Source organism: Bradyrhizobium ivorense (genome assembly GCF_900696085.1).
Taxonomy (GTDB): domain Bacteria; phylum Pseudomonadota; class Alphaproteobacteria; order Rhizobiales; family Xanthobacteraceae; genus Bradyrhizobium; species Bradyrhizobium ivorense.
In genome coordinates this window covers 113,701-138,307 of record NZ_CAADFC020000016.1, presented here as the reverse complement: position 1 = coordinate 138,307, position 24,607 = coordinate 113,701, and the positions used below count along the sequence as shown (strand labels likewise).

Annotated in this window: 13 protein-coding genes and 1 pseudogene; 9 read left to right on the top strand and 5 right to left on the bottom strand. The window is 61.9% G+C overall.

Annotated elements, in window-relative coordinates; genetic code table 11:
• The first annotated feature begins 6 nt into the window (after positions 1–6).
• The 6 genes from CI41S_RS20455 to CI41S_RS20430 all read left to right on the top strand — a co-directional run bounded on the left by CI41S_RS20455 (position 7) and on the right by CI41S_RS20430 (position 16,794).
• A complete protein-coding gene (locus CI41S_RS20455) occupies positions 7–5,154 on the top strand; it encodes a DEAD/DEAH box helicase (protein ID WP_139861313.1) in 5,148 nt (1,715 codons plus the stop codon).
• A complete protein-coding gene (locus CI41S_RS20450; protein ID WP_244626612.1) occupies positions 5,154–7,940 on the top strand; it encodes a DEAD/DEAH box helicase in 2,787 nt (928 codons plus the stop codon). Before CI41S_RS20455 ends, CI41S_RS20450 begins: the two co-directional genes overlap by 1 nt.
• On the top strand, positions 7,940–12,751 hold the full coding sequence (locus CI41S_RS20445) for an Eco57I restriction-modification methylase domain-containing protein (protein WP_139861312.1): 4,812 nt from the start codon (positions 7,940–7,942) through the stop codon (positions 12,749–12,751). The genes CI41S_RS20450 and CI41S_RS20445 overlap by 1 nt, the downstream gene beginning before the upstream one ends.
• Positions 12,735–14,717: a chromosome segregation protein SMC gene (locus tag CI41S_RS20440; protein ID WP_172628117.1), complete on the top strand. Its 1,983-nt coding sequence runs from the start codon at positions 12,735–12,737 to the stop codon at positions 14,715–14,717. Before CI41S_RS20445 ends, CI41S_RS20440 begins: the two co-directional genes overlap by 17 nt.
• The gene (locus tag CI41S_RS20435) at positions 14,714–15,490 is read left to right on the top strand and encodes an HNH endonuclease (protein WP_139861311.1); all 777 of its coding nucleotides are present in this window, start codon (positions 14,714–14,716) and stop codon (positions 15,488–15,490) included. Before CI41S_RS20440 ends, CI41S_RS20435 begins: the two co-directional genes overlap by 4 nt.
• A 401-nt stretch (positions 15,491–15,891) precedes the next feature.
• On the top strand, positions 15,892–16,794 hold the full coding sequence (locus CI41S_RS20430; RefSeq protein WP_139861310.1) for an HNH endonuclease: 903 nt from the start codon (positions 15,892–15,894) through the stop codon (positions 16,792–16,794).
• A 129-nt stretch (positions 16,795–16,923) separates the two neighbouring features.
• Here CI41S_RS20430 and CI41S_RS20425 read toward each other — a convergent pair whose 3' ends face one another.
• On the bottom strand, positions 16,924–17,523 hold the full coding sequence (locus CI41S_RS20425; protein WP_139861309.1) for an NADPH-dependent F420 reductase: 600 nt from the start codon (positions 17,521–17,523) through the stop codon (positions 16,924–16,926).
• Positions 17,524–17,564: 41 nt separating this feature from the next.
• Positions 17,565–18,299 carry an SDR family NAD(P)-dependent oxidoreductase gene (locus tag CI41S_RS20420; protein ID WP_139861308.1) on the bottom strand — a complete coding sequence of 245 codons (735 nt, stop codon included), beginning with the start codon at positions 18,297–18,299 and terminating at the stop codon, positions 17,565–17,567.
• A gap of 328 nt (positions 18,300–18,627) precedes the next feature.
• Between CI41S_RS20420 and CI41S_RS20415 the strand changes: the two genes are divergently transcribed.
• Positions 18,628–19,518, top strand: a complete 891-nt coding sequence (locus CI41S_RS20415; RefSeq protein WP_139861307.1) for a LysR family transcriptional regulator — start codon at positions 18,628–18,630, stop codon at positions 19,516–19,518.
• Positions 19,519–19,599: 81 nt separating this feature from the next.
• Here CI41S_RS20415 and CI41S_RS20410 read toward each other — a convergent pair whose 3' ends face one another.
• Complete coding sequence (locus CI41S_RS20410) at positions 19,600–21,462, bottom strand: Vps62-related protein (RefSeq protein ID WP_139861306.1); 1,863 nt, start codon at positions 21,460–21,462, stop codon at positions 19,600–19,602.
• 559 nt (positions 21,463–22,021) lie between these two features.
• Between CI41S_RS20410 and CI41S_RS44500 the strand changes: the two are divergent.
• Positions 22,022–22,405: pseudogene (locus CI41S_RS44500) on the top strand (SDR family NAD(P)-dependent oxidoreductase); the annotation flags it as partial.
• 37 nt (positions 22,406–22,442) lie between these two features.
• Positions 22,443–22,778 carry an SDR family NAD(P)-dependent oxidoreductase gene (locus CI41S_RS44495; protein WP_244626611.1) on the top strand — a complete coding sequence of 112 codons (336 nt, stop codon included), beginning with the start codon at positions 22,443–22,445 and terminating at the stop codon, positions 22,776–22,778.
• Between the two features lie 106 nt (positions 22,779–22,884).
• On the opposite strand, the gene CI41S_RS20400 is transcribed toward CI41S_RS44495, so the two are convergent.
• Both CI41S_RS20400 and CI41S_RS20395 read right to left on the bottom strand, forming a co-directional pair.
• Positions 22,885–23,523: a glutathione S-transferase family protein gene (locus CI41S_RS20400; RefSeq protein ID WP_139861305.1), complete on the bottom strand. Its 639-nt coding sequence runs from the start codon at positions 23,521–23,523 to the stop codon at positions 22,885–22,887.
• 99 nt (positions 23,524–23,622) lie between these two features.
• Complete coding sequence (locus CI41S_RS20395; RefSeq protein WP_139861304.1) at positions 23,623–24,576, bottom strand: LysR family transcriptional regulator; 954 nt, start codon at positions 24,574–24,576, stop codon at positions 23,623–23,625.
• Positions 24,577–24,607 lie beyond the last annotated feature (31 nt).

Genomic DNA, 24,607 nt, shown 5'->3' with positions numbered 1-24,607 from the left:
GGCATCGTGGATATATTCGATCTCGATCAAGCGTTGATAGAGCGATACGAGTCGTTCGCACGATCCTTTTCGGAGATTCACGCGCCGGAAATCCGCGCTCAGGTCGATGCTGCATATAATGAGCAGCGTTTTTGGCCGGAGCCGCTCATTACCATCAATCCGCATTTCGAGGCCGGTCATTCTGTCGATCAGCTTGTCGCTCAAGGCGTGTTGGATCCGGCCCTCAGCAATATATTCGCCAGCGGTCCTGACCGAGCGCCGATCAAACTTCACCGCCACCAGGAGCGTGCTGTCGCGAAGGCGCGCAATGGTGAGAGTTTCATCGTCACAACCGGTACGGGGTCGGGAAAATCGCTCTGCTTCTTCCTGCCCATCGTCGATGCAGTCGTGCGCGCGCGGCGCGCAGGCGAGGCCCAGCGGACGCGCGCGATCATCATCTATCCCATGAACGCCTTGGCCAACAGCCAACTTGAGGAGCTCGAAAAGTTCATCGGCGGCTCAGGGGTCGAAGAGGAGCTACGCCCGACCTTTGGTCGCTACACGGGCCAGGAAAGCGATGCGGAGCGACAGGCCATCGCCAAGGCCAAGCCCGATATCTTGCTCACGAACTTCATGATGCTTGAATTGCTCATGACGCGTCAGGACGAGCTCGATCGCGCCGTCATCGCCAACGCGTGCGGCTTGGATTTCCTGGTGCTTGACGAATTGCACACCTATCGCGGCCGGCAGGGCGCAGACGTTGCGATGCTGGTGCGGCGCGTCAAGGACCGCCTCGTTAAAGAGGGCAAGCTGCTCTGCATCGGCACCTCGGCGACGATGTCGAGCGCGCAGGATGAGATCGAGCGAGCAGGTGCCGTTGCTCGTGTCGGCAAGCTAGTTTTCGGGGAGGAACTGAGTTCGGCTTCGATCATCGACGAAAATCTTGCCCGGGCGACGGATCCCCGCATCAACAGCACAAGCCTCGGAGCAACACTCGTCGACGCGGTCCGGTCGCCAATCCCTGCCGGGCTCAGGGACAAGGAGCTGTACAGCAATCCGCTTGCCTGCTGGATAGAGACTGAGATTGGACTCGCTGAAGGCGAAAAACTACGTCGTCGCCCCCCGATGACGTTGAGCGACGCGACCTCCAAACTGGCAGCCCAGACGAAGATTCCCTCAGAGGAATGCAGGAGCGCTCTCGCGGGGATGCTGTCGTTGATGGGCCGCCGCGAGGATCTTCGCGGCGGCGTCAGCGACCGTGCATTTCTGGCGTTTAAGCTTCATCGCTTTATTTCCGGCGCTGGGCATGCCTACGCAACAATCGAATCTGCCAGCGGCCGGCGTGTCGTGTTGGACGGGCAGGTCTTTCATCCCTCCGATCCGAATGCTCGCTTATATCCGGTCTTCTTTTGCCGAGAATGTGGCCAGGAACACCATAGCGTCCGCATTGAAAATGCGCTCGATGGTATCCGGGTTCTTGCGCGGGCCATCGATGAGCCGGCGAGTGAAGACGCAGAACCGGACGGCTCACGAACCGGCTTCCTAATTCCCGCGGTCAATGCCGACTTTCAGTTCGGCGGCGCTGTCGCTGACTATCCGGACGATTGGCAGGAAACCACGCCGGCAGGCCAGGAACGCCTTAAAGGAGGGCACCGCGGCAAGCATGAGGGGCAACTTCTTTTTGTGAAGCCTGATGGGTCGCTCGGCGACGATGGGGTGCCAGCCTGGTTCTTCAGCGGCAAATATCGCTTCTGTCCCCATTGCCGCCATCAGCCGCCTCAACAGGCACGCGACATCAATAAGCTTGCGGGCTTGTCGGCTGAAGGCCGTAGTTCGGCGACGACGCTCATCGTCTCGACCATCCTGGCTTGGATGGAAGCCGACGGGACACTTGAGGAAAGCACGCGTAAGCTGCTGGGCTTCACAGACAATCGGCAAGATGCGGCCCTGCAGGCGGGGCATTTCAACGACTTCATTTTCGTCAGCTTGCTCCGTGGCGGTATCTTACGTGCCGTGCGGGACGCAGGCGAAAAGGGCCTCGCCGACGTTCGGTTCGGGGAGGCTGTTCGCAAGGCGCTTGGCTTCGATTTGGAGGAGTCTGAGCGGCTCTCCGATTGGATGGCCGACCCGCGCGTAAAGGGATTCCACAACCGGCAGGCCGCTGAGGAAGTGCTGACGTCGATCTTGGCACATCGTGTATGGGCGGATCTCCGGAAGGGTTGGCGCTTCACAAATCCCAATCTCGAAGAAGCCGGCCTCGTGGAGGTGCGGTTTCCGGGACTGAGTGAACTCGCAAGCGATGACGAGGAGTTTTCCGACAATCCGCGACTGGCGGCCAGCACGCCCCAATTACGGGCCCGGCTCTTCACGCTGCTTTTCGACTATATGCGTCGTGGCCTTGCGATCGCCACCGAAGCGTTGGATCGCCAGCGGATATTGCAGGTCGCCGAGACCTCCAGAAATCACCTGCGCGATCCCTGGCTGATCGATCAGAACGAAGAACAGGAACTGCGGCAGGCCGGATTCCTGATGCTCGATCCACCGAGCAAGGCGGAGATCAGCGCGGCGGAAGATGTACTGATTGTACGAGCAGGCTGGCGGACGGCGTTGGGTAAGGCCCTGCGCAGCAAGGATCTGTGGGGGGAGCAGCTCCCGGTCAAAGAGTATGACGATGTTATCGCCACGCTCCTGCGTGCGGCCGAAAACCACCAGGTCGTCCGGCGGGTCGTCACTGGCGGAGAAGCTCCTGCGTGGCGCCTGTCATCGACCGCCTTGCGCCTCTTTCCGGCGACCAAGAGGGCCGATGGGAAACGCGAAAATCCCTTTTTCCGGGCGCTCTACGAGGATGTTGCGGAGATGCTAGCGCAGGAGGGCAACCTGCCTTTCGCCTTCGAGGCTCGGGAGCATACCGCCCAGGTCGACCAGAAAGTTCGTGCTTGGCGTGAAGATCGGTTCCGGTTCGGGAAGTCAGATATCGAAAGGATCGCCCAGAACCGGGACGAAATGCGCCAGGAAGGCGAACCCGCGAGTTTCCTCCCGGCGCTGTTCTGCTCTCCCACGATGGAGCTCGGTGTTGATATCAGCGCGCTGAACGCTGTCTTTCTTCGGAACGCACCGCCAACACCGGCAAATTATGTGCAGCGAGCCGGCCGTGCTGGCCGCAGTGGTCAAGCAGCGCTGGTCGTGACCTATTGCGCTGCGCAGTCCCCCCACGACCAATATTACTTCAATAATCGGCAGGGGCTTGTCGCGGGCGTGGTGAAGCCGCCAGCCCTCGATCTTGCCAATCGAGATCTGCTGCGGAGCCACCTCCATGCCGAATGGCTGGCGGCTGCCGTGGTGCCGCTGAAGCCAGCCATCCCTGAAAACTTGAACATGGCAACACCGGAGATGCCGATCTCCGATCCAATCCAAGCGGCGTTCGAAAAGCTTGCCGCAAGCGGAGCCGCAAAGCCGACGATGCGCCGCCTTCTTGATCAGACTGTCAGTGCGGTCGAGTTAGCCGACGCTCCGTGGCTGGCCGATATCGATGCCTTCGTTGATGAAACCAACCGGGAAGCTGCGCAGAATTTCGCAAGCAGCTTCAGTCGGTGGCGGGAGCTCTACCGAAGCGCACGCCGTGAGCAGGATGAGGCGCATCAAATCCAGCAGAAGACGTCCTTCAAACCGGGCGAACGCAAAGAGGCTGCGCGCCGCCATTTCCGGGCGACTGAAGAACTTGACATGCTCGAGCGCGGACAGGCTTCGAACGGCTCCGATTTTTACACTTATCGATATCTGGCGACCGAAGGATTTCTGCCGGGGTACAATTTCCCGCGTCTCCCGCTCTATGCTTTCATCCCTGCGACCAAACGTGCGGCCGTGCTGCAAAGGCCGCGTTTTCTCGCCATTTCCGAGTTCGGTCCCAACAGCCTGATTTATCACGAGGGGCGCGCCTACCGGGTTGTCCGTGCGAAGCTGCCGGCGCACGGTCGCCTCGACGATGGCAAACTGGCAACCACGAGCCTCATCCTATGCGGCGAGTGCGGAGCGGCTCACACTGATGACAAGCTCGAGCGATGCCACGCGTGCGGCGCGTCGTTGGCCGGTGTGGATCGGCTCGACAATGTCTATCGGATCGACAATGTCGAAACCGCACCGTCGTCTCGGATCACGGCGAATGATGAAGACCGGCAAAGGCGCGGCTTTGAGATCCAGACCGTTTTCCAGTGGCAATTCGAAAAGGGCGTTCCCGATATCCGCACGCTCACCTTGCGTTCGGAAGCAGGGCCGTTGCTGCTTCTCGATTATGGCGCGCGCGCGAAGCTATCGCGCGTCAACAAGGGACTTCGCCGTCGGAAGTCCAAGTCGATAAATGGGTTCTGCATCGATCCGACGTCAGGCCGATGGGTAAAGGATACGCTCAACGGCGGGGATGATGATGACATGGATGTCACGGTCCCGAAGTCGCAGCGGATCGTGCCGATCGTCGAGGACCATAAGAACGCGCTTCTGGTACGGCCGCTTGCAAATTTTGACGAGCGGCAAATGGCAACCCTGCAGCACGCTCTTCTGCGAGGCATCCAGATTGTTGCCGAGCTTGAAGAAGGCGAGCTCTTGGGCGAGCCGTTGCCTGCGCGCGAGGACCGCAAGGCAATCCTGCTTTACGAGGCGACCGAGGGGGGAGCAGGTGTTCTGAACCGCCTTGTCTCCGATCCGCGCCGAACGGCGGAGATCGCCCGTCAGGCGCTGGATCTCATGCACTATGATTTCGCGCCGGACGGGACTGGGCTAAAGGAGCGGTCGGATGCTTGTGTCGCTGGCTGTTACCGCTGCCTGCTCTCCTACTTCAACCAGCCCGACCATAATCTGATCGATCGTCGAGACGCGGAGGTCACGGCCTTTCTCTGCCAGCTTGCAGAGCCTGAGGTCGTGCAGGCAGAGCCGGTGGAGGCCGCGAGCGGCTGGATTGGTGCGATAGGCCGGTGGGGATTGCCAGCACCATCCCCGCGCAAGGTCGACGGCACTTTATACGAGCTTTATTGGCCAAGCTTTCAGGTGCTCGCGGTGTCAGGTCGTGTACCGGACAGGCTGGCTGCGGCATGCGCCGACTTGGGGGTGGATATCGTCGAGCTTCCCGAGGTGCCTGGCGAAGCCGCGCCGAGGGATTTGGTTGAGTTGTTGGGGGCGGCGTAGTGGAAGCGGTCAGATTTTCACCGGGGGATCTTGTCGAGGCGCGAGGACGCGAATGGGTCGTCCTTCCGTCTCCGGATGACGACATCCTCAATGTGCGGCCCTTGTCAGGTTCAGAAGCCGATGCGCAACGGATTGCGCTCGCGCTTGAAGTCAATCCCGTCAGGCCTGCGCGATTTGCTCCACCAACACCTGAGCGGCGAGACACCCAGGACGGTGCGCGATTGCTAGCGGATGCGCTGCGTCTGTCGCTTCGCCGAGGCGCCGGCCCGTTCCGGAGCGCTGCGCATCTCGGCGTGGAGCCGCGCGCCTATCAGCTCGTGCCGCTGATGATGGCTTTGAAGCTGCCGGTGGTGCGGCTGCTGATCGCCGACGATGTGGGGATCGGCAAGACGATCGAGGCGGGATTGATCATTCGCGAGATGCTCGACCGTGGCCTGATCGACCGCTTCTCCGTGCTGTGTCCGCCCCATCTCGTCGAGCAATGGGTGAGTGAGCTTGCAGAGAAGTTCGACATTGACGCCGTGGCGGTGACCTCGGCCAGGGCGCGCAGCCTGGAGCGTGGTCTTCCTGCGGCTCAAAGCCTATTTGAAGCCTATCCGCACACTGTCGTCAGCCTCGACTATATCAAGGCTGACAGCCGCCGCGACGAATTTGCACGGGCGTGCCCGTCCCTTGTGATCGTTGATGAAGCGCATGCCTGCATCGGCGGAGATCGCGGCAGACATCAGCGTTTCGAGCTTCTCGAACGCCTCGCCTCTGATGAGGAACGCCACATGCTGTTGCTGACGGCAACGCCGCACAGTGGTGATGAAGCGGCGTTCGATCGTCTGCTGGGCCTCATTAGCCCGGACTTCGCGGGAGGTCCCCAAGGCGATGAGAATGCGCGCATGCGATATGCACGCCGCCTCGCTCAACATTATGTCCAGCGGCGCCGACCCGATATCACGGAGTCCGGCTGGCACGAGAAACGGACTTTCCCTGTTCATCAGGTGAAGGACGAGCCCTTCAGTCTCAGCGGCGAATTCGGTGCCTTCCACGATCGTGTCTTGGATTATTGCCTTGCTGTTACACAGCGCGCCGGTGCTGACCAGCGCAGCCGACGGCTTGCTTTTTGGGGAACGCTCGCACTCATGCGATGCGTCGGCTCCTCGCCGGCAGCCGCGATCAATGCACTGCGCAATCGCTTGTCCGGTGTGGTCGACGAAGAGGCGATGCAGCCCGTCGTCTTCGATGAAGACGAAGGCCTGCTCGACCAGGGTGACGTGGAGCCGGGTACCGCTAGCGACAATGCCGAAGAGCGCGGCGAACTTACCGAGTTGATTGCGATTGCTGAATCCCTTGATCGCCGTCGCGGTGAGGATCCTAAGGTGGCGCGGCTCCTCAAGGTTCTGAAAGGGCTGCTTCAGGAAGGAGCCAAGCCGGTCATCTTCTGCCGGTTCATCGCAACGGCGGAGGCGCTGGGCGAAGAGATCAAGCGCGCTTGGCCAAAGGCTGACGTGGTAGTCGTGACAGGACGCCTGCCGCCTGAAGAGCGGCGGACTCGCATCGATCGGCTTGAAGACTCCGAGAGCCGAATCCTCGTCGCGACCGACTGCCTGTCCGAGGGCATCAATCTGCAAGCGCTGTTCGATGCCGTAGTTCACTACGATCTAAGCTGGAATCCGACCCGTCACCAGCAGCGCGAGGGGCGCGTCGACCGATTTGGCCAGCGTTCGCCTGTGGTCCGCTCGGTGACGATCTTTGGCGACAACAGCGCGATTGATGGCGCAGTCTTGCAGGTCATCCTGCGAAAAGCGGACGCTATTCGTAAGGCGACAGGCATTTCGGTGCCGATGCCCGAAGACAGCGAAGGCGTGACCTCCGCGCTCATGCAAGCACTCATGCTTCGCGCTGGCGGACAACGAGAGCAGTTGGCTTTCGATTTCGGCCTTTCAAGCGAGCGCCTCGACGGCAAATGGCGCGACGCCGAGGAAAACGCAAAGGCAAGTCGCGCGCGCTACGCGCAAGGTGCGCTGAAACCCGACGACGTGCTGCCGGAGTGGCGGCAGATGCGGGCGCTAAACGGGGGTCCGACCGAAGTTGCGCGCTTTACGGAACGCGCTTTGAAGCGCGCGGGCGCACCATTGGAGAAAGCCGGTCAACATCATCTGGTGCATCTGGATGCGATGCCTGACGCCATCAAGGAACGCTTGGAAGCGCGTGGTCTACGTGGGAGGCGAAGGGTTGGCTTTGAGGATGATCCGGCGCCGGGTGTGACGCATCTCGGGCGTGTCCACCCCCTGGTTGCAAGTTTGGCAGAAAGCTTGGCGGAGGGGGCGCTAGATCCGGAAGGGGCAGCATTTCGTCCCCTTGGCCGGTGCGGCGCCTGGCGCACTCGCGCTGTCGCCCAGATGACGACACTGATGCTGTTGCGCCTTCGTTTCAAGCTCATCACCAGCGGTCGCACAAACCGCCTGCTGCTGGCCGAGGAAGCGACCGGGATCGCGTTCGGCGGATTGGCTCCGGTGCCGATTCTCGAAGGCCATTCCGCCCTGGAGCTTCTCGAGGCGGAGGCGGCCGGAAATCTCGATGAACTCGCCGCTGCGCGTCAGCTCCAGAGAGCTCACGAACGACTCGTCAGCTACCAGCCGGCGATAGAGGCCTTCGCCGCCGAACGCGGAGCGGCGCTTTCTGCCGACCATCTTCGGCTGACGGAAGCCGCGCGCGGCGGAGCGACGGTCGAGGTCGTTCCTGTTTTGCCGGCGGACGTCATAGGTCTCTACGTCCTCCTTCCGGAGGGCGAGTGATGGCCCGGCATCTCAAGCGCGCTGCCAATATCGGGCTCACTGCCGTCTCGATCGAGGGAGGACTGATCTCGCCCGATCAGGTTGCGGTGATCGCCGCCACTGCTCCAGACCAGAAAGCGGCCGCGGAATACGGCTGCCCCAAAGGAACGAACCTGCGTGACGAGATCACGCGTTATTTCAGGATCGGCCAAGCGCATTGGCAGGCATATGCCAGATTAGCAGCGCCGACCGAGAAACAGACCACCGCCTTTGTTAAGAGCCTGCTTGAGGAGGCGTTCGGGTTTGAAGGCCTTCACGGCCCAAATCTTCACCAGCGGGATGGTCATACTTATCGTATCACCCTTGAGGCAAAGGGCGGCAGGGTGCCCGTCGTCGTGGCCGCACCTCTGTCTGAAGCAGATGCGTTTACTAAATCGCTTCCGCACCTCGGCGACGATCATGGCGGCACGATCCCAAGGCGTTCGCCGAGCGTGTTGCTCCAGGACTGGCTCAACGCGAACTCCGAGTTCTTATGGGGTCTGGTCTTTGCTGGCGACCGCCTCCGCCTTATGCGGGACAACGCCAGCTTCACCCGCCCAACCTATATCGAAGCGGATTTGGGGGCGATATTCCGCGACGAGATGTTCGCGGACTTCACCGCGACGTGGCTGCTGATCCATGCGACGCGTTTCGGCGGGGAAAATGCTGCGGCCGCCGATTGCGCGTTGGAGCGCTGGCGCGAGGCTGGATTACGAGCCGGAACGGCAGCGCGCGATCGACTTGGAAAGAGCGTCAAGGAAGCATTGCTGGCGCTTGGCCAAGGGTTCCTGGATGCAAACCCCGACCTGCGGGGGAAGCTCGATGAAAATCATACCAGCATGCATGTCTGGTTTGAGCAGCTCCTACGCGTTGTCTATCGGTTGATCTTCTTGGCGGTCGCGGAGGATCGTGAGCTTCTACATGGGCCGGATGCATCGGAATCGGCTCGTGGTCTCTATGCTTCCGCTTACGGCTTCAGCCATATGCGAGATCGGTCGGCTCGACGTTCCTCGCACGATCACCATCACGACGCTTGGGAGGCAGCGAAGATCGTCTTCCGGGGGCTGGAGCACGGCGAGAAGCTACTCGGATTGCCCGCGTTAGGCGGCCTTTTCACGCGCGGTGAGACTGTCGATCTTGACGATGCGAAACTGCCGAACCGAGCATTCCTGCGGGCTATCTTCCACCTGAGCTGGCTCATCGAAGATGGGCGGCGCGTGCGCGTTAATTGGCGCGACATGGCGACGGAAGAGCTTGGCTCCGTCTACGAAGGTTTGCTTGAGCTTGTGCCTATTCGGGAGGACCATGGACGACGCTTCGGCTTTGCCGAGGCCGATGAAGCGAAAGGCAATGCACGCAAGACTTCCGGCAGTTACTACACGCCGGACAGTCTCGTGCAGACGCTGCTCGATTCCACGCTCGAACCTGTGCTCGTGCAGGCGGAAGCGGAGGGAGGGGCCGAGGCGATCCTTAGGCTCTCGGTGATCGATCCAGCATGCGGCTCAGGTCATTTCCTGCTTGGCGCCGCGCGCCGGATGGCGGCGCGAGTGGCGCAGTTGCGCGACAGCGAGGCTCCCGATTACCCGGCGGCGATGCGCGATGTCGTCCGCCATTCGATCCACGGCGTCGACCGCAATCCGATGGCGGTTGAACTCGCAAAGGTCGCGCTTTGGATTGAGGCGCTGGAGCCAGGAAAGCCACTTACCTTTCTCGACAACCATATTCGCTGCGGCGACAGCTTAATCGGTGTTTTCAGTATCGAGGCGTTGCGCGACGGCATTCCCGATGAAGCTTACGAGCCCTTGGCGGGAGACGACAAGGAACTTTCGAAGGTCTATCTTCGGCGCAATAAGGAACAGCGCGAGGGCAAAGGCTCAACGGGCTTCCTCGCCAGCCTTAAACCACCGGCAGCACTTATCGACGCAGCGCGCATGCTGGCGGAGATGCCCGAGAATACACTAGCCGAGATTGCTGCCAAAGAGAGGGCCTTCAACCAACTTCACAAAGGGCCGGGGTGGTTCAATCTGAAACTGGCCTGCGATGCTTATGTGGCTGCGTTCTTCCAGCCTAAGACCGGTGCTGTGCCAGGGCCGGCCGACATAGCGACAACGATGCCCGAAACTGATCACATGTGGGCGGCAGCGCGGGGCGACGCACTCCCAGGCCCGCTCGTAGGGACGATCGAGAGGACGGCAAGCGGGGTGAGTGCATTCCATTGGCCGCTTGAATTCCCCGCCATCATGGCACGCGGCGGTTTCGATGTCGTGGTGGGCAATCCTCCATGGGAAAGGATCAAGCTGCAGGAGCAGGAGTTCTTCGCAGCGCGCGATCCCGAGATTGCCACGGCGCCGAACAAGGCAGCGCGCTCAGTGCTCATAAAGGCACTGAAACAGGCCGAAGCCGGCACTGCTCGGGCAGATCTCGCCGCCGAGTTTGAGTTCGCAAGCCGTGCCGCGGAGGCTGCCAGCGTCTTTGTGCGCAAGAGCGGTCGTTTCCCACTCAGCGGCATGGGCGACGTGAACACCTATGCATTGTTTGCGGAACATTTTGCTCGTCTGGTCCGAGCGCGGGGACGGGCTGGCGTCATCGTTCCGACAGGGATTGCGACCGATAGTTCGACAAGTGCTTTCTTCGGCAATCTTGTCGCGAACAACCAGCTCGCGACGCTGTTGAGCTTTGACGAGATCAGGAGGTGGTTTCCAACCACGGACGATCGAAAGTCCTTCTCTCTGCTGAGTATCGGCGAATCTAGCCGCGGAGTTCGTGCGTCATTTGAGATCGGACAACTCGACCATTTGGCCGACGAGCGGAGGCAGATCGAACTCACACCTGAAGATTTCGAGTTGTTCAATCCAAACACGCTCACCGCGCCACTTTTCCGCACAAAGGTCGACCGCGATCTGACCCGCAGGCTCTACCGGGCCGCGCCGGTGCTGATCCGCGATCGGCCCAGTCATCCGGATGGTGATGTGAATCCCTGGGGCGTTACCTTTCAAACGCTGTTCCACATGTCGAACGACAGTGGGTACTTCCGCACAGCCGCTCAGCTTACCGGGGAGAACTTCCGACGTGACAGGACCGACTGGTGCCATGCCGACGGGCGGCGCTATGTTCCGCTCTTAGAAGCGAAGATGATTCATCATTTCGATCACCGCTTCGGCTCGTATGCCGGTCTTTCCGAGCGGCCGGGCGACGGTTCACTGCCCTCAACGCCGGATGCGATCAAGGCCGATTCGAGCTATGAGGCGGATCCTTGGTACTGGGTGCCGCTGGCCGAGACGGAACTGCGGGCAGCTCGCGTACCCGCTCGGCTTAAGCAATACTTCCGGAAGGACAATGCCGAGGGCTGCCTGAAGGTGCTGGCGCAATGGGTGCTCGGCACACTCGACCCAAGCGACCTCCAGGCAAGCAACTTGGCGCGCTCCGCTGACCGGGCGCGGTCGCATTTGCGCGATGTGCTGGGCCCCCGTTCCCTTGAGCGCGGCATCGTCGGTGGCACATTTGCGACTTGGCTCAACAAGAACGCTGATGGCGCGCGCGAGATGGGCCGCGAGACGCCATTATCGGAAGACGATATCGCTTTCATCAAGGCGCAGGGCGCAGACCCGCTTGCGCTCACGGCCGCTCTTATTAGTCGTAAACAACCGCGTTGGCTGATGGGCTGGAGAGATATCTGTCGCTCCACGGACGAACGGACGGTGATTGCGTCCGTCTTTCCGAAGGTGGGAGCGGGCGATAAGATCTTGATGATGCATCATACGCGCGGCGTTGAGACTGCGGTCCCGCTTCTGGCGAATTTGATCTCCTTGCCACTCGATTTCGCTGCACGACAGAAAGCTGGTGGTACGTCCTTTAAATATTACTACATGAAGCAGCTGCCTGTTCTCGGCCCACACCAATTCACCCGCGAGGATCATTCTTTCATCGCATCGCGCGTGCTCGAACTCACATATACCTCGCACTCAATGCGCCTTTGGGCGGAAGACCTTGGTCATTCGGGTCCGCCGTTCGCCTTTGATTTGCTGCGCCGCGCGGCTTTGCGTGCCGACCTCGATGCGTTGTTTGCAATCAAATACGGACTTACGCGGGATGAGCTTCGCTATGTGCTCGATCCAGCCGACACCAATGGGGCGGAATATCCCTCGGAAACCTTTCGCGTTCTCAAGCGCAACGAAGAGACTGCCCTGGGCGAGTTTCGCACGCGCCGCCTTGTGCTCGAAGCCTATGACCGATTGTCGGGATCGCACATGGCAAGCCAACCAATTGAGCTCCGCTCCATCCGGCCGACGTCGCTCGATGTCACTCTGCCAGATGCTGCATGGGCTCGGACTCAACAATCCAACGCTGGAGACACGGGAGCCATCTTGGCTGCGGTTCTCAAGGCGATGGATGGGCCGAGGTTGATCCGAAACGTTCGTCTCGCTGCTGCATTCGTCATGGAGCCGCGTCTACTTGTTCCGCTCCTGCCTCCCGCCAAAGCGGCTGAGTGGCGTCGCCTGATAGGGGTGGAGGCCGATCCTCTTGCCGGCAATGTCGCGACGTTCGTCGCGAGGAACAACACAGCGTGGGGTGGCGCTCTGCGAAACCACCGTGGCAACGGGCGGCTGGTGGAGGATCTCGAGCGTGGGACATGGGCACCTGGTCCTGGCTTGGACACCATCGGCACTTCTGGATGGCCAGACGGTCGCTCAGGCTTCGTGTTCGATGCGCTGGAGGACATCAACCTAGATGCGGCGGTGGATTCGCTGCCCGCTGACATACAGCAGTGGGTGATCAATGCCGCAGCAGCCTGACCTTCTCGACCCGCAGCTTCTGACGGTCACACCCGCTGAAGGGTTGGAGGGGCCACGGCTTTGGGTTCGACGACTTGTCGTATGGAAGGAGCCTGGTGGGGAGAAGGTGCGGGACATCGAGCTTCGCCCCGGCCTGAACATCGTCTGGTCACCTGATGGAGCAGATGATGCCGCTTTGGCGGGTCAAACAAATGCCGTCGGGCATGGTAGCGGCAAAACGCTTTTCTGCCGGCTTATCCGCTATTGCCTCGGCGAGGATCGCTTCGCCACCGAGCCACAACGTGATCGGATCGGCATTGCATTCTTGAACGGCATCGTGGGTGCCGAGGTCATACTAGACGGAATCTGCTGGGCGATCGTTCGCCCACTTGGTGTGCGTCGGCGACATATGGCTGTACCGGGCGGAAATCTCGACGAGATCGCCGCTGGCGAGGGCGCTTCAACGGGAATGGAGCCGTTCGTCGAGGCGATCGATCAGCAAATCGTCACCACAGCGCTTGCCCAATTGGTTCGCCCGCAAGCAAACGGGCCTATTTGGCCGATCGCGCTCGCCTGGCTCACGCGGGACCAAGAGTGTCGATTTGACGATGTCCTTGACTGGCGGTCACCGAGCTCGGACTCCGATTCACCGATGCCCGCGAGCGGACAGGAGAAGGGACCAAGGCTTGAGGCGCTCCGTTCGTTTCTGATGGCGATCACGCCTGAGGAACAGGCCACGCGTGGTGAAGTGAATAGCCTGAGCGAGGAGCGCCGAGTCCTGGATCAAGAGATTGGCCATCGCCGGTGGGAAATCGAACGCACGCAAACACGGCTCGTTACGGGCCTCGGCCTTGAGGGACAGTCGCTTCCAGAGATGCCATTGCTGATCGAGCTTATGCGCAGGTCCGCCAGTACGCGCTTGGCGTCGGCAAGTAAGATTCCGACTGGTGGCGACGCTGAACTCACCGCAGCACGCGAGCAACGAGAGGCCGCGAGAAATGAATTGGCGCGCCTTGAAGGCGAACGTATCCGTATCGGGGCACTAATCCCCGCTGAAGAACGCACATTGGCGATGATACGCGGGGAATTGCCGGGGCTTTCCTATTCGAAAGTCGAGGCTGAAAGCCCGATCTGCCCGATATGCGAAGTCCCCATCGACCGCGCTTTGGCAGAGGGCTGCAAGCTCTCGCACAAAATTCCTGATGCCGACGCCTGCCGGCAGCGTTGGAATCAACGACAAGCTGATCACGACTCCCAAGCGAAGCGAGTTGAGGATCTGCGGCAAGAGCAGACGAAGCTCTTGCCGCAGATTGCGCTGGCCAAGCAGCACTTCGATCGATCCGTCGATCACGTCGCGAACATCGAGAAGGCCCGGGATGCCCGAGAGTCCACTTGGTACTCCGCGCGCAGGCTCCAAGACGATGTTGAGCGCCTGGCAGAACTCTTCGAAACGCAGGAGGCGGGTATCAAGCGTCTGCGCGAATTGGGCGCAAAACTAGAGACTGAGAGAGAACGGCTGGGCGCCTTTCGTGACAAACAGGCCCGGGTTTTCGGACGCATGAGCGAGAAGTTCGACCCGATCGTCCGACGGCTGGTCGGCCACGATGCAAAGGGCCGGATCACCCTTAGCGGGAACGGGCTTGATCTGTCGGTAGACATGGGCGGCGACCGCAGGACAGCCGCGATCGACTCTCTCAAGGTTCTGGCTTTCGACCTCGCTGCGATGTGCGTGAGCATTGAAGGCGCGACGCGGGTGCCGTCATTTCTGCTTCACGACAGCCCGCGTGAGGCCGATCTTGGCTTGTCAATTTATGGACGGCTCTTCGATATCGTTCAGGATTTGGAGCGCGTCGGCGAAAAACCACTGTTTCAATACATCGTAACGACAACCACGGCGCCTCCGACCGAGTTCAGGGAACGTCCCTACCTGCAGCTAAAATTGCATGGCGATCCGCCGGCACAGCGCTTGCTCGGGGTTGACCTATGAGCAGCACCGAAGGGCGTCTTCCTGCTTATCCCTTCGGCCTTCTTTCTGAGTTGCGCGATGCCGCGAACGAGCATGGATACCGTATTGGTCCTGAAGAGGCTGGTGGATGGATCTTCTTCCGGTCGGCCAGCGCGCCAGGGGAGATCGCACTGGCCGCCGCAAACGGCACCGGTCCATTCTTTCTGTCTCTGATGCTGCCGGGAGTGGCGCGGGCGCTGGACGCCCAACCCGCGGCACCTTGCGCCAAAGGTCACGCAGGTGCCTTCGTGTTTGCCACGCGTGATGAGTTGCATGCCGGGGTCCAAGCTGTGTACCGCCTGTCGGTTAGCTTGCCCAACTTTCCCCTTGAGAAATACGAAAACGCTGTCGCGGGTCTCGGCGAGACTGAAGGCGAACGTGCACAAAAATTCAGGATCGGACAGAACATCTTTCGCGATGCCCTGATGGAATACTGGAACGGAACCTGCCCGTTGAGTGGAATTTCGAGTCCTGCGCTGCTGAGGGCCTCGCATATGATCCCATGGTCCGATTGCACGACCGATGCGCAGCGCCTCGATGTGCATAACGGACTTCTGCTGTCCGCTTTGTGGGACGCTGCATTCGATTCGGGGCTGGTGACATTCGACGACCACGGCGCGATTTTAACCTCTCCTCAGTTGGAGGTCGCCGCGTATCAAGCGCTAGGTGTAGGAAAGACGCTACGGTTGGCACTACGGGACGAGCATCGGCCCTATCTAGCCTATCACCGTAACCACGTTTGGATGCAGAGATAGGCAAGGGAAGCGGAGCGCTCGCGATACTCCGGCCGCGGCTTAATGGCGCTGCTTGATGAAGCGTGATATGGCTCGAATGACGGTACTTCTTGAGGCGCGCCGAACGGCGCTGTGGAGCGACGCGTCGGTAGTCATCGGGCGATTGATGTCGATAGATGGCGAAATCGCGATATTTTTTTTCCGACGATTTTCTCTTTAAAATCAACATCGTAAGATTTTGACGGCCCATGGGTCGGCTTTCGGCGCCGGAGACAAGAAAAAACCCAGCCAGATCAATGACCTAGCTGGGTTTAGAACAATCGAGTGGGAGTGACGTCGCTTGGAAAGACCAAGCGCCTGATAAGTTCTTGGAGCATTGTCACGAAGGCCAAATAGATCAGGAAGTCCGGGCCGAAGAAGTTATGGGATTTGGGGTATTCATTCATCGGTCGGACTCGATCTACGAGGATAGTCCTGCGGAAAAGTATCAATTCCCCAGCCAGTATTTGCGCCGCGTCGAGGCCTGTATTGGCGACTGGATTGTCTACTACGAGCCAAGCAAAGTGACTGAGACAAAAGGTTACTTTGCTATCGCAAAGGTGAGCCAAGTTATCCCAGACCCCGGCATCTCCGGGATGTATCTCGCGCTGATCGAGCCTGGAAGCTATCTCGATTTCGCAAATCCCGTCCCCTTCAACAGTGCCACGGGACCAGTAGAGCGGGGTGTTCTCAATGACCAGGGACGCATTTCCGGACGGGCTCAGTCGGCGGTTCGTCCACTCTCGCCTGAAGACTTCGCTAGGATTGTCAAACTAGGCTTCGAGGAAGAAACGCCTCTGTTGCCTCGTTCCGACAATGACGTCCCGTCTCTCGATATTGGCGAAGGAGCACAAGCGCCCTTCATACATGACCAAGAACGAGACCGTGTAAGCGTGACGATGTCGAGGATTATGCGCGACCAGGTTTTTCGTCGTGTCGTGCTCCGTGCCTACGAGGAACGCTGCGCCATCACTGGGCTCAGACTCATTAATGGCAAAGGACGAGCGGAAGTCGCTGCTGCACATATTCAACCAGTGGAAGCGAACGGGCCGGATATCGTCAGCAATGGCCTGGCGCTTTCGGGCACGGCACACTGGATGTTTGATCGCGGTCTCATTGGCTTGGCCGATGATTTGGAGATATTGATCTCGCGCCAGACGAACGACCCTGAGGGAATACGGTCGATCATCAACAAGTCGGGTCGCGCGCTTGGACCGCACCGTTTGTCGGATCGTCCGCACCCACACTTCCTAAAGTGGCACCGCGAGAACTGTTTCAAGCAATAGGAAGCGTAGCCCGGATGAGCGACGCGATATCCGGGACCGGCCTGTGCGCGCATCGCAACCGGCCCCGCATGTCGCTGCGCTCATGCGGGCTGCTCGTCTCTCGGGCCCAATCACACGCTCGTAGATCGACTACTGCTCCTTCTTGAACAAATCCTGGAAGATCAGCGGGCCCCAAACGCGGCCGCGTGCGTGCACCAGCGCGCCGCCCTCGTCGAGCTTGCCCAGCTTGACGGGTGCGAACCCGAGTTGCTTGGCCAGGGCTGCCACGGGAGCGATCGCGTCCTCGTCGTCACCAGAGAGAAAGACGACCCGGTGCCCGCCCTCGACGATCGGATCGGCAGCCAGCTTGGCCGCGATCAGGTGATTGAAGCCTTTCACGAGCCTGGCGCCGGTGAACGCCTTGGCGACGAAGGCGGAGGACAGGAGACCATCCAGCTCCTCAAGGGGAACTTGCGCGTTCATCGCGTCGATGACCGTCTTGCCTTTCCAGCTCGGCAGGGCCTTCGCAACCTCGCGATGCTCACCGAACGGGACCGCCAGGATGATCGTGTCGGCCTCGAGTGCATCCCGCAGCGACTTGGCGACGACCGTGGGTCCAATCGCGCGAGCCTGCGGTGCCAACGCTTGGGGCGGCCGGCGGCTCGCCACGGTCACCTCGATGTTCTTGCGGGCGAAGGCGTGGGCGAGGGCCTGGCCTACCTTACCGAATCCTACAATCGCATAGCTCATGATGCTTCTCCGATCTGTGTTGATATTGATTGCTCGGCCTTTCAGATCGCCGAGAAGCCGCCGTCGACGGACAACTCCAGTCCGTTCACGAAGCTCGAATCGTCTGACGCAAGAAACAGCGCGGCCGCCGCGATTTCCTCTGGACGACCCATCTTTCCCCGCGGGATCAGGGATTCGAACATCCGCTTCGCCTCCTCGGTGAGAACCTGGTCCTGCATCGGCGTGGCGATCGGCCCCGGGTGCAGCACGTTGACCCGGATATTCCGGCCCTTCAGCTCGTTGAGCCATCCGCGTGCGAATGCGTGCAATGCCGCCTTGCTTGCCGCATACACGCTGTAACCAGGAAAACCCTTCACCGAAGCAACCGACCCGGTCATGAAGATCGATCCGCCATCGTTGAACAGCGGCAACGCCTTCTGGACCGTGAACAGCGTGCCGCGCGTATTCAGGCCGAAGGTCGCATCGAAGTGCTGCTCGGTAATCTCGCCCAGCGGGACGGCTTCGCCGATACCGGCGCTCGCGTACAGGACGTCGATCCTGCCCTTTTCCCGCCTGACCGTATCGAACAGACGGTCGAGGTCGTCGAGATTGGCCGCGTCGCCGCGCACGCCGGTCACGCTTCCGCCGATCAGCCTGACGGCCTCGTCGAGCGCCTGCTGCCTGCGGCCCGTGATGAAAACATAGGCGCCTTCTTCAACGAACCGCCTGGCGCTCGCCAGCGCCATGCCGCTCGATCCACCCGTGATGACTGCAATCTTACCTTCAAGCTTTCCCATGATTTCTTCTCTGTTCCCATTTGCGACGTGACACTTCCTTCAGGCTCCCGTCTTTGGCTCGTCCGCGGAGGCCCCGAGAACCTGAAGCTCGAAGTAGGCCGGCCGGCGTCGGCCGTTGAGTGCGGAAGCGCGCACATCGGTGGTGCGAAATCGATCCGGCTGGACGACGGAAGCCGGCCGCGACGATCGGTGTCTGCTGTTCGGAATTACGCCGCGCGTGTCGGCAAGGGCTGTGATGGGCCGCCCGTGCTACCTACATACGAAGTGCTTGTTCGATGTATTGGACAGGGGCTTTGGATGGCGCACCCCAGCGGTGCCGGATTGCACCATGATCGACTGGGATGACGTTCGCTACTTTCTTGCCGTCGCGCGCGGAGGCTCGGTGCGGGCTGCCGCGGAGCGCCTCGGGGTGAACCACTCGACCGTGCTGCGACGCGTCAGCCAACTCGAGGAACGGCTCGGGGTGCACGTGTTCGAGAAGTTGCCGTCGGGCTACCGCCTGACGGCCGCGGGCGAGGAGGTCCTCGAGTTCGCGGATCAGATGGAAGCCTCGTCGCACCAGCTGGAGACGCGCATCTTCGGGCGCGACCAGAGCGTGCGCGGGCTTCTGCGGGTGACGCTGCCACCGCCGCTTGCGACACACCTGCTGATGCCGGACTTCGCCGATTTCGCGCGCCTGCATCCGGACATCGAGATGGACATCTTGTCGTCCGGCGAGCTGGCAAATCTGACCAACCGGGAGGCCGACGTCGCGATCCGCGTTGTCTACGACCGCAAAACCCTGCCGCTCAATCTTCACGGCCTGAAGGGGCCGGAGGTGTTCGGCGCCGTCTACATGTCCCGCGATCGGCTCGCCGCGTCGCGTGGCGGCGCGCCTGATCCCGTCAGGTGGATCGTCATCAGCATTCATGGAATCCCGGATTGGGTCCGCGAGGTTCGCACCGCAGGGGTTCCGTTCAGGGTCACGGACGCCGAGGCGCAGATCGCCGCGGTACGGCGGGGGATCGGGATGACGACGCTGCCGTGCTTCGTCGGCGATGCCGACCCCCTGCTGGTGAGGGTGCCGGGCACCGGCCTGCACATGTACGGAACGCTCTGGCTGCTCACGCAGGGGGAGACACGCAAGACGAAGCGCGTGCGGCTCTTCACTGAGTTCGTATCCCGCAGGCTCGCCGCGTACGCGCCGCTTCTCGCGGGGCTGTCGATATCGCTCGACTGACGCGCAACTCATTAGGTACGATGCGAACAATCGAGTGGGAGCAGGGCATCGCTCCGCAAGGAAATTGCGTCCTCCACTCCCTCAAACCGCCGGCGGAAATATCACCGATCCCTCCGACCACGTCGCGCCGTCGGGCGATGAATACAGTGTGATCCGGTTCGAACTGTCGATGCACCCGAGGTAGAGCGTCTCGTCGAACACCGTTAGGGTAGGGGCCGCCTGGCTCATAAGTCTGGTGGGCTGCGGTTTGATGCTCCAGAGCAGGCCGTCGCTGGACGAGGTGATCCAGACATCGTTGTCATCGTCGAGGAATGCCAGCCAGAGCTTGTTGTTGAAGACGGCCAGCGAAGGCTGCTGCGGGCTGGCGGCCGATGGTACGAGCGCGTTCGCGCCCCAGACCTTGCCGTCGAGCGATGAGCACAGCAGCAGCTGATTGCTGCTGTTGTTTGCAACGAACGCGACCCAGAGCTTGCCGTTGAACGAGGCCAGCGCCGGCCCGGTCGACGTCGTTTGCCCGGTGACCTGCTCGTTGTCCGACCAGGTCTTGCCGTCCGCCGATGAGCAGATCAGCAGCCGGTCGCTGCTGTCGTTGGAGATGAACGCCACCCACAATTTGCTGTCGAAGCCAGCCAAAGCGGGCCGGGCCGGGCTGGTCTGCCCGGTGTGATAGTTGCCTGCCCAGCTCTGGCCGTCGGTCGACAGGCAGGTCAGGATCCGGTGACCGCCGTCGTTGGAGATGAACGCGAGGCAAAGGCCGCCGTTGAACGGCACCAGGCACGGCGCGGCCCGGCTGGTCTGCTTGACCTCGGTCGCTGCGGTCCAGTCCACCCCGTCGGTGGTGGACGCAGTGCAGATCTCATTGCTGCTGTCGTTGACGACGAACACCAGCGCCAGCTCGATCGCGTCCGAGCTCTGCTCGAACGATGCCAGCGCGGGAGCGAACTTGCTCGACAGCGGCGGTTCGAGCGGGAGTGCATTCTGCCACAGGCCCTTGGTGGGCGGATTGGTCGGAGCGTTCTTCGAGAAGTCGATAATGCCGGCGAATTCGAGGGCAAGGGTGGTCGAACCCACGATGGTCCCGAGCACCGATATGAACGGAGCCATCACGGGCGATTTGCTGGCCGCAAGCAGGATCCCCTCCACGACCTGTTGCGGCGTCAACGGCGTGGACAATGGCTGGCCCCATGTGCCCTGAAACTTCAGCCAGCCGGGATCGGCCGGCTGGTCGGGGAAGTATTGCGGGGCATCGTTGGCGACGATCACGAACGATTTCCAGTAATCCACGACCTTCCCGGCGCCGTCGGCATAGTCGACAGGGCCAAACGTCATGAAGTTGACGTCGATGGCCTTGATCCAGAACGGCCCGCCCGGTTCCGGGCGGTTCGCGTGCGAGCCCCTCGACACGTACACGTGGGGATTGGCGCCGGTGAAGGTCACCTCGCTCGGCAGACACCACTGCTCGGTGGAATGCTGGGAGAAGCAGACCGCCACGACCTGCTGGCTGCTGTTCACCCGCACGGTGACGCATTCCCAGTCGCCAAAATGGTAGGACTGCGGCAGCGGCATCTCGCCCGGACTCACCAGGGGCGCTTCGACCCGCAGCGTCTCCGCGCCGTTGAAATTGTAGAACAGCCAGTACTGGATATCGACCAGATTTGCCTGGCCCTGCACGGCCTTGACGTGGACGTAGGCCGTCGCGTCGGTCAGATTGCCGCCCACGAAGGTGCTGGGCACCGTGGGCGGGACCGACAGGAAATCCTGCGGGCCGAATGTCTTGATGTCACTCCACTGCCACGGCGGCGGAAAGTACGGTCCGTCAGAGACCTGATATCCGACCTGGGCGCAGAAGTCGTTGGTCGATGAGGGGAAGTTCACTTCCTGCGAGTCCAGGAACGCCCTCGGTGCGAACATCGCGACAATTTCTGTCAGAGAACCCCAAGCCATCGGACCGCTCCCCAAAGACGCTAAGTATGCGAGTCATACTGCCGATTCATGCGAGCAAAGCCACTCAACTAAAAGTGTACTATAAATGGTTGTATGTCGCGGTGATTTAACGGCTTCCGCAGGTCAATGTGTTGGCATTGCTCGAAAGCTGAACGGCAAGCGTAGCCCGGATGAGCGTAGCGATATCCGGGGCCGGCCGGGCCGTCCCGCAACGCGATCCGTCCCGCGCGTCGCTTCGCTTCTGCGGCTACAGTGTTGCGGTCTTGACGATCTCGGCCTGCGCCGCTACCCATGGTCCCGCAGCCGGTCAACCCGCGCTGCCGTAGGCGTTACCGTCATCCAACGCGTCCTTGGTCGAGAGGGTCCCAGCAGGGAGATCTCGGCGGAAAGACGCAACGGTATGCCACCCAATTCCTCCTCTGCGGGCGCTTGTCCGATCGACGTGTCCATTGTTGGCGCGGCCTGGCCGCGTCACGGTGCGTGCTGTCGGCTGGCCGGCACATGCCGCAGGCCGCCGTCGTCTTTCCGGTGATCAGATCCCGATGGAAAGGCAACACCCATGAATATGACTGGCAATACGATCCTCGTCACCGGCGGCACCAGCGGCATTGGCCGGGGGCTGGCGGAGGCATTTCACGCACGCGGCAACCGCGTCATCGTCACGGGACGGCGGCAGGCGCTGCTTGACCGCGTCACGGCGGCCCGGCCCGGGCTTGTCGGGATGCCGCTTGATCTCGACGATCCCACCGCGTTGCCGCGGCTCGCGACCGAAGTTCGCGCGCGATTCCCCGAGCTGAACGTGCTCATCGCGAATGCCGGCATCTCGCGCGCCGAGGATATGACCGCCGACGGCTGGGATGTTTCCGATGCCGCGGCGATCGTGGAGACCAACATCCTCGGCGTGCTGCGCACGACGGCAGCGTTCCTGCCGCTGCTGAAGCGGCAGCCGAAAGCGACGATTGTCGCGACCAGCTCCAACCTTGCCTTCGTGCCGCGGGCCGATTTTCCCGACCTACTGCGCCAGCAAGGCTTTCCTGCACTATTGGCTGCAATCGGTGCGGCATCAGCTCCGCAATGTTCCGATCGAGGTGCTCGAACTGGCACCACCCTATGTGCAGACGGAGCTGACCGGCACGCAGCAGGCGTCCGACCCGCGCGCCATGCCCCTCGATGCCTATGTCGCCGAGGTGATGCAGCTTCTGGCGCGGGGCGATCACGCGCGCGGCGAGGTGCTGGTCGAACGCGACCGCGCCAGGCGAAGCGCCGAGCGCGACGGCCGCTACGAAGAGATCTTTGCGGCGATGAACCCGAGCTGACGGGAGAGCAACACGGACGAGCCCGGCGATATCAGGGGCTCGCCCAACAGGACGTCGCAGCTTTCTCGCATCTCGCGTTGCCTGTGCGGGCTGCGACAGTCAGTGGTCAGCGGGCATTCACAGCGAGCTGCGCCGCGAACGCTCGCTGGTACGCCGGCCGCGCTTCGCCGCGGGCGACGTAGGCGGCAAGGTTCGGATACTCGTCGAGAAGGCCCGATGCGCGCAGCCGCAGCAGCACCGACGCCATCATCAGGTCGCCCGCGTCGAAGGCGCCGTCGAGCCATTCGGCATCGCCGAGGCGCGCGGAGAGCTGGTTCAGCCGTTCGCGGACGCGATCCATCACCAGCGGCAGGCGGTCCTTGCTCCAGGGCCTGTCGGCCTCGAAAATTCGGGCGGTGACCAGTTCGAGGATCGGCGGCTCCACCGTGTTGAGCGCGGCGAACATCCAGCTGATGGCGCGGGCGCGGGCGTTGGCATCGTCGGGCAGCAGGCCCGAGTAACGCTCGGCGATGTGGAGCACGATCGCGCCGGTCTCGAACAGGGCAAAGTCGCCTTCCTCATAGGTCGGGATTTGGCCGAACGGATGCAGCGCCAGATGGGCCTTCTCCTTCATCGCGCGGAATGAGACAAGCCGGACTTCGTAGGGCTGGCCGACTTCCTCGAGCGCCCAGCGGACCCGCGAGTCTCGCGCCAGTCCCTTGCCGCCGTCCGGCGAGCGCTCAAAGGCGGTGATGGTGATGGTCATCGTGTCTCTCCTCGTTCCAGCCTGGCAGTCCGAGGACGAACGCTTGGCGCGCCGCCCGACAGCAGATACTGAATTCTTTTTGGTGCACGGCGGGCGCCGCTACGCGGTCTGCTTCGGCTTGCGCGTTCCGCCGCGCGGCGCTGCCGCGTTGCGCAGTTTGACGTGCTCGATGAACACCCGCAGTTTTGGCAATACCTGACGCCGGTCGGAGTAATACAGGAACACGCCCGGCGTCGTGACCGCGAACGGCGTCAGCACCGCGCGCAGCCGGCCGTCCGCGATCGGCGCCTTGGCGATCGGCGCCGGCACCTGCGCCAGCCCGACGCCCTGGATCGCCGCACCGAGCAGCGTCGGATAGTCGTGCGCGACCAGCGGGCCGGCGACGATCGCCTCGATCGTCTTGTTGCCGTCGATGAAGGACCACGGCGCGATCGATCCGTTGGCGCGGCGGATGCGCAGGCAGGCGTGGTCGCGCAGGTCGGCGATGCGCTCCGGCCGCTTGCGCGCGCGCAGATAGTCGGGGCTGCCGACCACCACGAAGGGGAAGGGCGCGGTCAGCCGCACCGCGACCATGTCGGCCGCGATGAACTGGCCGAAGCGAATGCCGGCGTCGAAGCCGCCGGCCGCGAGATCGACCATCTCGTCGCTGGCGGCGATCTCCAGCTCGATCTCGGGATAGGCCTGGCAGAACGGGCCGATGATCGGCTCGAGGATCAGCGGCACGACGCCGCGGGGCACGGCGAGGCGCAGCAGCCCGGCCGGACGCTGCCCGAGGTCGCGCGCGGCTTCGCCCGCGGCGATCAGCTCGGCGAAGGCGGGCGCCGCGCGTTCGAAGAAGCGCTGGCCGGCCTCGGTCAGGCCGACATTGCGCGTGGTGCGGACGAACAGCGCCGCGCCCAATCGTGCCTCGAGCGCGCGCACCGCCTGGCTGACGGCCGACGGCGTGACGCCGAGCGCCGCCGCGGCGCGGCGAAAGCTGCGCTGCCGGGCCACGGCGAGAAAGGTCTCGACGCCGTCGAGCGCGCCTTGCCGGACTGTGAAGTTCTGCTTCATGGCCTGACAACATTATCGCGGATAGTCGCTC

What these genes read in the sequence shown, in the direction of transcription:
- CI41S_RS20415 (WP_139861307.1), top strand. Translation starts at nt 18,628, where the DNA reads ATGATCGACTGGGATGACGTTCGCTACTTTCTTGCCGTCGCGCGCGGA.
- CI41S_RS20430 (WP_139861310.1), top strand. Translation starts at nt 15,892, where the DNA reads ATGGGATTTGGGGTATTCATTCATCGGTCGGACTCGATCTACGAGGAT.
- CI41S_RS20440 (WP_172628117.1), top strand. Translation starts at nt 12,735, where the DNA reads ATGCCGCAGCAGCCTGACCTTCTCGACCCGCAGCTTCTGACGGTCACA.
- CI41S_RS20445 (WP_139861312.1), top strand. Translation starts at nt 7,940, where the DNA reads ATGGCCCGGCATCTCAAGCGCGCTGCCAATATCGGGCTCACTGCCGTC.
- CI41S_RS20420 (WP_139861308.1), bottom strand. Translation starts at nt 18,299, where the DNA reads ATGGGAAAGCTTGAAGGTAAGATTGCAGTCATCACGGGTGGATCGAGC.
- CI41S_RS20400 (WP_139861305.1), bottom strand. Translation starts at nt 23,523, where the DNA reads ATGACCATCACCATCACCGCCTTTGAGCGCTCGCCGGACGGCGGCAAG.
- CI41S_RS20425 (WP_139861309.1), bottom strand. Translation starts at nt 17,523, where the DNA reads ATGAGCTATGCGATTGTAGGATTCGGTAAGGTAGGCCAGGCCCTCGCC.
- CI41S_RS20410 (WP_139861306.1), bottom strand. Translation starts at nt 21,462, where the DNA reads ATGGCTTGGGGTTCTCTGACAGAAATTGTCGCGATGTTCGCACCGAGG.
- CI41S_RS20395 (WP_139861304.1), bottom strand. Translation starts at nt 24,576, where the DNA reads ATGAAGCAGAACTTCACAGTCCGGCAAGGCGCGCTCGACGGCGTCGAG.
- CI41S_RS20435 (WP_139861311.1), top strand. Translation starts at nt 14,714, where the DNA reads ATGAGCAGCACCGAAGGGCGTCTTCCTGCTTATCCCTTCGGCCTTCTT.